The sequence below is a fragment of the Lacrimispora amygdalina genome (assembly GCF_003432035.1).
GTDB lineage: Bacteria > Bacillota > Clostridia > Lachnospirales > Lachnospiraceae > Lacrimispora > Lacrimispora amygdalina.
Genome location: NZ_QOHO01000172.1, coordinates 1 through 639 on the forward strand (window position 1 = coordinate 1; position 639 = coordinate 639).

The 639-nt window shown below is 58.8% G+C and carries 1 protein-coding gene; it reads right to left on the bottom strand.

All coding sequences use genetic code 11. The features are described 5' to 3' along the window. Positions 1 to 639: phage tail tape measure protein (locus tag DS742_RS28530; RefSeq protein ID WP_117420271.1), on the bottom strand; the 639-nt coding region annotated here is incomplete at both ends.

Sequence of the window (639 nt, forward strand, 5' to 3'; positions counted from 1 at the left end):
GCCATATTCTGTGCAATACCATCAAAGGTCTGCGTGGCTGCACTTTTTACCTGCGACATACTGTCCGTGGCGCTCTCTTCCCACTCACTCCAGCCGGACTTCAGGCCTGCCATCCAGTTCCCGCGAAGCTGGTCTTCAGCCGCCCAGGTCTTTTTCTGCTCTGACATGACGTTATTCAGCGCCAGCGGATTATCGCCATACTGTTCCTTCAGGCGCTGTTCCGTGGCTTCCCGTTCTGCCTGCCGGTCAGTCAGCCCCCGGCTTTTCGCATCAATGGCGGCCCGTTTTGCCCGTTGCTGCTGTGCGAATTTATCCGCCTGCTGCGCCAGCGCGTTCAGGCGCTCCTGATACGTAACCTTGTCGCCAAGTGCAGCCAGCTGGCGTTTGTACTCCAGCGTCTCATCTTTATGCGCCAGCAGGGATTTCTCCTGTGCAGACAGCTGGCGACGTTGCGCCGCCTCCTCCAGTACCGCGAACTGACTCTCCGCCTTCCACAAATCCCGGCGCTGCTGGCTGATTTTCTCATTTGCTCCGGCATGCTTCTCCAGCGGCCGGAGTTCTGCCTGAAGCGTCAGCAGGGCAGCATGAGCACTGTCTTCCTGACGATCGCCCGCAGACACCTTCACGCTGGACTGTTTC